Consider the following 6269-nt stretch of genomic DNA (forward strand, 5'->3'; position numbering starts at 1 on the left):
CATGTCCACCGACCATCTGGACTGGCCGTTCTTCGACGACGAGCATCGGAAAATGGCCGCAGCGCTGCATGAGTGGGCGGCCGAACACCTCGACCACGCCGCGGACACCGATATCGACGACCGCTGCCGCCGCCTGGTCCGCGACCTCGGCGACGCGGGCTGGCTGCGCTACTCCGTGGCCGGTACCGCGTTCGGCGGCCAGAGCGACCGGATCGACACGCGCGCTTTGTGTCTCGCGCGCGAGATCCTGGCCGACCACGACGCGCTCGCCGACTTCGCCTTCGCCATGCAGGGTCTCGGCTCCGGCGCGATCAGCCTGGCAGGCACCGACGAGCAGAAGCGACGCTACCTGCCCATGGTCGCCGCGGGCACGGCGATCGCGGCGTTCGCGCTGTCGGAGGACGACGCGGGTTCCGATGCCGCGGCGCTGTCGTGCACTGCGCGGGCCGACGGCGACGCCTACATCCTCGACGGCACGAAGACCTGGATCTCGAACGGCGGAATCGCGGACTTCTACGTGGTTTTCGCGCGCACCGGCGAAGCGGCGGGTGCGCGCGGGATCTCGGCGTTCGTCGTCGACGCGGACACGCAGGGACTGCATATCGCCGATCGCATCGACGTGATCTCCCCGCACCCGCTGGCCCGGCTGCGTTTCGAGGAATGCCGGGTGCCCGCGACGGCGCGGTTGGGCGACGCGGGTGCGGGATTCTCGCTCGCCATGCGCACGTTGGACATCTTCCGAACCTCGGTCGCGGCCGCAGCGGTCGGGTTCGCCCGGCGGGCCATGGCCGAGGCGCTCGCGAGGGCCACCTCGCGGCAGATGTTCGGCGGGGTGCTCGCCGACTTCCAGTTGACCAGAGCCGAACTCGCACAGATGGCGACCACCATCGATGCGACCACATTGCTCACCTATCGCGCGGCCTGGCAGCGCGATCAGGGCCGACCCGTCACCAAGGAAGCCGCGATGGCCAAAATGGCGGCCACCGAGGGCGCTCAGCGCGTCATCGATGCCGCCGTGCAGATGTGGGGCGCGCTGGGGGTGGTGCGCGAGCAGAGGGTCGAGCGGCTCTACCGCGACATCCGTGCGCTGCGCATCTACGAGGGCGCCACCGAGGTACAGCAATTGATCATCGCCCGCGAACTGCTGCGCAGCCCTGAACCGACCTGATCCCGAATACCCCTCTCCCCCACAAGGTTCGACCATGACAACTGCCCACATCGATACCTTCGCCCACGACCACCTCCCGCCGCGCGAGCAGTGGCCCGACCTGGTGTTCGATCGCCCCGAGCTCCAGTTCCCCGCCCAACTCAACTGTGCCGCCGAACTACTCGACCGCCAGCTCGCCCTCGGCAACGGTGACCGGATGTGCGTGCGCGCACCGGGCGGACCGCACTGGACCTACGCCGATCTGCACGAGCAGGCCAACCGCGTCGCGGCGGTCCTCGTGCACGAGATGGGCCTGGTGCCGGGCAATCGGGTGCTGCTCGACGCACCGAACACCCCGATGCTGGCGGCGTGCTGGTTCGCGGTGCTGAAGGCGGGCGGTATCGCCGTGACGGCCATGCCGCTGCTGCGCGCCAAGGAGCTCACCCAGATCGTGGACAAGGCGCGAATCACGCACGCGCTGTGCGATTCCCGGTTGGCCGGGCAGCTGGGGCCTGCGGTGGCCGCCTGCCCGACGCTCGAGCAGGTCCGCTACTTCCACACCGACGCCGACGACGGTCTCGAAGCCTTGATGGCCCGCCACGACGGCCGGTTCGACACGGTGGCCACGGCCGCCGACGACGTCTGCCTCATCGCGTTCACCTCGGGCACCACCGGCGTGCCGAAGGCGACGGTGCACTTCCATCGGGATGTCATGGCGATCTGCCACTGCTTCCCCACGCACATCCTGCGGCCCGAACCCGACGACGTGTTCATCGGCAGTCCCCCGCTGGCCTTCACGTTCGGTCTCGGTGGGCTGCTGTTGTTTCCGATGGCGGTCGGCGCCTCGGCGGTGCTGCTCGAGCAGGCGGGACCGATTCAGTTGCTCGGCGCGATCGACATGTTCGACGCCACAGTGCTTTTCACCGCGCCGACCTCCTATCGCGTGCTCGCTCGGCACAGCGCTGAGCTCCGCGACTCCACGCTCCGCAAGTGCGTGTCGGCGGGCGAACCGCTGCCGCCCGCAACCAGGGTGCAATGGCGGGTGGCCACCGGCCTCGAATTGATCGACGGCATCGGCGCCACCGAGATGCTGCACATCTTCATCTCCGCCGACGAAGCACACGCCAGGCCGGGTGCGACCGGACTGCCGGTCCCCGGATACGAAGCCCGTGTGGTGGACGACAACGGAAAACCGGTGGGCCCCGGCGTGATCGGCCTGCTCGCGGTGCGTGGGCCGACCGGGTGCCGCTACCTCGCCGACGAGCGCCAAACCGTCTATGTGCGCGACGGCTGGAACTACACCGGCGACGCGTACTCGATGGACGACGACGGCTACTTCCACCATCAGGCGCGCGCCGACGACATGATCGTGTCCGCCGGCTACAACATCGCCGCACCCGAGGTCGAGAACGCACTGGCCGGGCACGGCGCCGTCGCCGATTGCGCCGTCATCGGCGTACCCGACGAGGACCGTGGCCAGATCGTCAAGGCTTACGTGGTGTTGCACGCACAGATCGAAGCAACCGAAAGGCTGGTCGAAGAATTGCAGGACTTCGTGAAACAGACTGTGGCGCCGTACAAGTACCCGAGGGCGATCGCCTTCGTCGACGCACTGCCGCGGACGCCGACCGGTAAGCTGCAGCGCTTCCGGCTCCGCGAATCGGTGGCAGCGCACAATGATTCGGCGCCGACGCCATGAGAATTCTGCAGCCGCCGGGCTGGCCGCGGCCGCGCGGCTACGCGAACGGTGTCGCCGCCAGGGGTGAGCTGGTGTTCGTGGCGGGCATGGTCGGCTGGGACACCGACGGCGTCTTCCGGGCCGCCGACATCACCGGGCAGGTGCGTCAGGCGCTGCGCAATGTCGTTGCGGTGCTTGCCGAAGCGGGCGCCGAGCCCGCGCATATCGTCCGAATGACCTGGTACGTCACCGATGTCGACGCCTACGTGCAGGCGTCGCAGGAGATCGGCGTCGCCTTCCGGGAGATCATCGGCAGCTTCACCGCGGCGATGACCGCCGTGCAGGTGAGCCGTCTCGTCGAACCGGACGCCAAGGTCGAAATCGAAGTCACCGCGGTCATCCCGGAGAGTGTCAGCGAGGCGCAGTCATGACCATCGTTGTCACCACCACCGCGGGCATGGTCGAAGGACGCACCGACAGCGGTCTGTCCGTCTTCAAAGGCATCCCCTATGCCGCGCCGCCGGAGGGACCGCTGCGGATGCAGGCGCCGGTCCCTGCGCCGCGCTGGGACGGCGTCCGGCGCGCCTTCGAATTCGGTGCCGCGCCACCACAATTGCCCTTGACCCCGGGCACACCGCCGCTGTGGCGGCCCGCCGACGGTCTCGATTGTCTGAGCGTGAACGTCTGGTCACCCGGGGGCAAGGGCGACCGTCTTCCCGTCATGGTGTGGATCTACGGTGGCGGCTGGAAATCCGGATCGTCCAGCGATCCGGCGTACGACGGGGCCACCCTCGCCCGCGACGGTGTGGTCATGGTGACCTTCAATTACCGGGTCGGCTTCGAAGGTTTCGGCTTCGTGCCCGGTGCCCCCGCCAATCGCGGGTTCCTCGACCAGGCGGCCGCCCTGCGCTGGATCCACGACAACATCGCGGCGTTCGGCGGCGACCCGGACAACGTCACGATCTTCGGCGAATCCGGCGGCGGGCTGTCGGTCGCCGCGCTCCTGACCGCACCCGGCGCGCGCGGACTGTTCCACCGTGCCATCGCGCAAAGCACCGCCGCCCGGGTACTTCCCGAGCAGGAGTCGCGCCGGATCGCCGAGCTCACCGCCCGCGCGCTCGGCGTCCGCCCCGCCGAGCTGGCGGCCCAGCCACCGGTCGCGCTGCTGTCCGTGCAGGACGCGGCGCTGGTCGACATGGAGGCCGATCCCGGCTCGTGGACCACCCCGGAGGCGATCACCGCCGCCACCCCCGTCATCGACGGCGTCACCGTGGTGGACAAGCCGTGGCTGGCGCTCCGTTCAGGGGTCGCCCGCGACATCGATCTGATCGCAGGTGCGACCCACGACGAGTTCACGCTGTTCGCGATGAGCCGCGGCCTGATCTCCCCGACTGTGCCTGCGATGGTGAAGGCGCTACCGCACATGGTGGGCACCACCATTCGTGGACTCCGCCGCACCGGACTACCCGCGACCCGCCGCGCGAGCAGGCTGCGCACCGTGGATGTGCGCGCTACCGCCGCACATCTCGGCCTCCCCGCGTCGGCGACCGCCGACTATCGGGCGGCCTACCCGGCCGCGACCGACGCCGAGCTGTACACGCTGATGTACTCCGACGCGATGTTCCGGATGCCGGCGATCTGGCTCGCCGAAGCGCACACCGCGGCGGGCGGACGCAGCTACCTCTACGACTTCACCTGGCAGACACCGGTTTTCGGCGGCGCGCTCGGCGCATGCCACGCAGCTGACATCATGGCGACCCTCGGCAACACCGACAATCCACTCGCCGCGTTCCTGCTCGGCGGCGGTCGTCCACCGGACAGTCTGCACCGCATGTCCGGTCGACTCCGCTCGTCGTGGATTTCCTTTGCCACCACCGGCGACCCGGGCTGGCCTGCCTTCGCTCCTGACGCCGCGCTCACGAAGGTCTGGGACGCCGAACCCACCGTCGCCGCGAACCCGCTGGCCGCCTCCCGGCAGATCTGGCAGGAACTCGCCCTCCGCTGAGCACCCACCGGACCCGGGTCATGGTGGCGATCGCCACCATGACCCTCTTGTCCAGCAGTGCGTCGCGAAGCCGCGGATCGGTCAGAGGCCCGCGGTGCCCTGCAGAGCGATCACGAAGCCGCCGTCGCCATTGGCGTTCGTGCCCGTGTCGAGGACCTTGTCGTCCAGGAAGGCGGCGGCCTCCCGGTCGAGGAAGATTCGTGACCCGTCGGCGGTGAGGATCTGGTCTTCCTCAGCCGGGGCCTCGGCGACCTGGAGCTGCAATGTCTCAGCGCCGTCGGTGGTGGAGATTCGCAAGCCCGCGTCCCGCGGTGTGCCATCCGCGGAGGTGATGGTGCGGACGACCTCGATGGCGGTGGGGGTAAGCATCAACATACGTTCTGGTTTCCTTCCCGCTGTCAGAAGAATCCGCCGGGTGATGACGGACTCCGGTACGCCACCCTGCCGTCCATTGGTGCCGTCGGCAGGGACCGGCGTTCTCTGCGGGGTAGCCAGCAGCGGCTCCGTGAAACCACTCTTTTCGTGACCGACGGTATTTACCCTGCTCAGAGCCGCGCTGTGAGCTTGCCCGCAATTGTTCGGCTAGCGGTCAGCAGCGGACTCGGTCAGCAGGCGATATCGCTGAGCTGCCGTGCACGGGCCGATGCCGTCGCGCGGACGGCGGCCGCGATCGCCACCACCGGCGGCACCCAGCGTGCCTCGCTCGGGGCGATTCGCCAGCAGGCCGAACCGTGCGAGAGCCTGGTCGGCGGAAGCGGGATGCTGGCACCGTCGGTGTGCACGATGGCGCCGGCCTCGCGCAGAGCCTCGATCGCTCGGGCCGCCTTCGCGACGCCGACGACAAGATGGATATCGCGTGGCTGTGCGCCGTTGAGCTCGATCACGGGGCCGGAAAGATTGTTGGCCAGCAGAAACCGCCGCACATCGGCAGCGAGCTCGCCGGTGACTTCGACGGCGGCGATCCGCTCGTCGGTGATCAGGCAGACACCATTGGCTGTTTCGGCGACCGTCCAACCACGCTCACGGTAGCCGTGCGCGGCGTTCGCACTCGCCGCGGTGACGGAGCGGGTTGAGGTCACAGGCACTGTCTTCTCCATCCACCAGGTAGTTCACGAACTCGATCGGGCGCAGGTCCGCGCTGAGGTATCAAATCCCGTGCGGCTAAAAGTCTTCCTACAGAAAGCTTGCAATCACGATCCGGCGCCTCAGATTCTGCGCTGTCCCACCCGCCCGTGGCATCGCCCAGAGGTCGCTGACCATGTGGTCCTGTAGGACGACCCCGGCGCCGCGATGTCATCCCTGTTGAGGTGTCGACCCTGATGCCGACGGTCCGGCAGCGCCGATACCTACGCCGATCCCGCGGCGCATCTAGGTGAAAATCGCCGACGCGAACGCTGGAGTGCTGATGGAAATCTTGGTGTCAGCAAGCGAGCACGAGT

The 6269-nt window shown here is 68.6% G+C and carries 6 protein-coding genes; 4 read left to right on the forward strand and 2 right to left on the reverse strand.

Annotated elements, in window-relative coordinates:
* Window position 1: 1 nt before the first annotated feature.
* From NA11_RS26635 to NA11_RS26650, 4 genes are read left to right on the forward strand one after another with little or no spacing between them, the layout of a single operon-like run.
* Window positions 2-1168 carry an acyl-CoA dehydrogenase family protein gene (locus NA11_RS26635; protein WP_069164736.1) on the forward strand — a complete coding sequence of 389 codons (1167 nt, stop codon included), beginning with the start codon at window positions 2-4 and terminating at the stop codon, window positions 1166-1168.
* A 34-nt stretch (window positions 1169-1202) separates the two neighbouring features.
* Window positions 1203-2846, forward strand: a complete 1644-nt coding sequence (locus NA11_RS26640) for an AMP-binding protein (RefSeq protein WP_069164737.1) — start codon at window positions 1203-1205, stop codon at window positions 2844-2846.
* Entirely contained in the window at window positions 2843-3256 is a 414-nt protein-coding gene (locus tag NA11_RS26645) for a RidA family protein (RefSeq protein WP_069164738.1), read from the forward strand. The genes NA11_RS26640 and NA11_RS26645 overlap by 4 nt, the downstream gene beginning before the upstream one ends.
* A complete protein-coding gene (locus NA11_RS26650) occupies window positions 3253-4830 on the forward strand; it encodes a carboxylesterase/lipase family protein (RefSeq protein ID WP_069164739.1) in 1578 nt (525 codons plus the stop codon). Before NA11_RS26645 ends, NA11_RS26650 begins: the two co-directional genes overlap by 4 nt.
* Window positions 4831-4911: 81 nt before the next feature.
* Here NA11_RS26650 and NA11_RS26655 read toward each other — a convergent pair whose 3' ends face one another.
* Window positions 4912-5199, reverse strand: coding sequence for a hypothetical protein (locus NA11_RS26655; RefSeq protein ID WP_245746187.1), 288 nt, complete (start codon window positions 5197-5199; stop codon window positions 4912-4914).
* A gap of 236 nt (window positions 5200-5435) precedes the next feature.
* A complete protein-coding gene (locus tag NA11_RS26660) occupies window positions 5436-5915 on the reverse strand; it encodes a hypothetical protein (RefSeq protein WP_439957097.1) in 480 nt (159 codons plus the stop codon).
* Between the last annotated feature and the right edge of the window lie 354 nt (window positions 5916-6269).

It is taken from the genome of Nocardia altamirensis NBRC 108246 (genome assembly GCF_001612685.1).
Taxonomy (GTDB): Bacteria; Actinomycetota; Actinomycetes; order Mycobacteriales; family Mycobacteriaceae; genus Nocardia; species Nocardia altamirensis.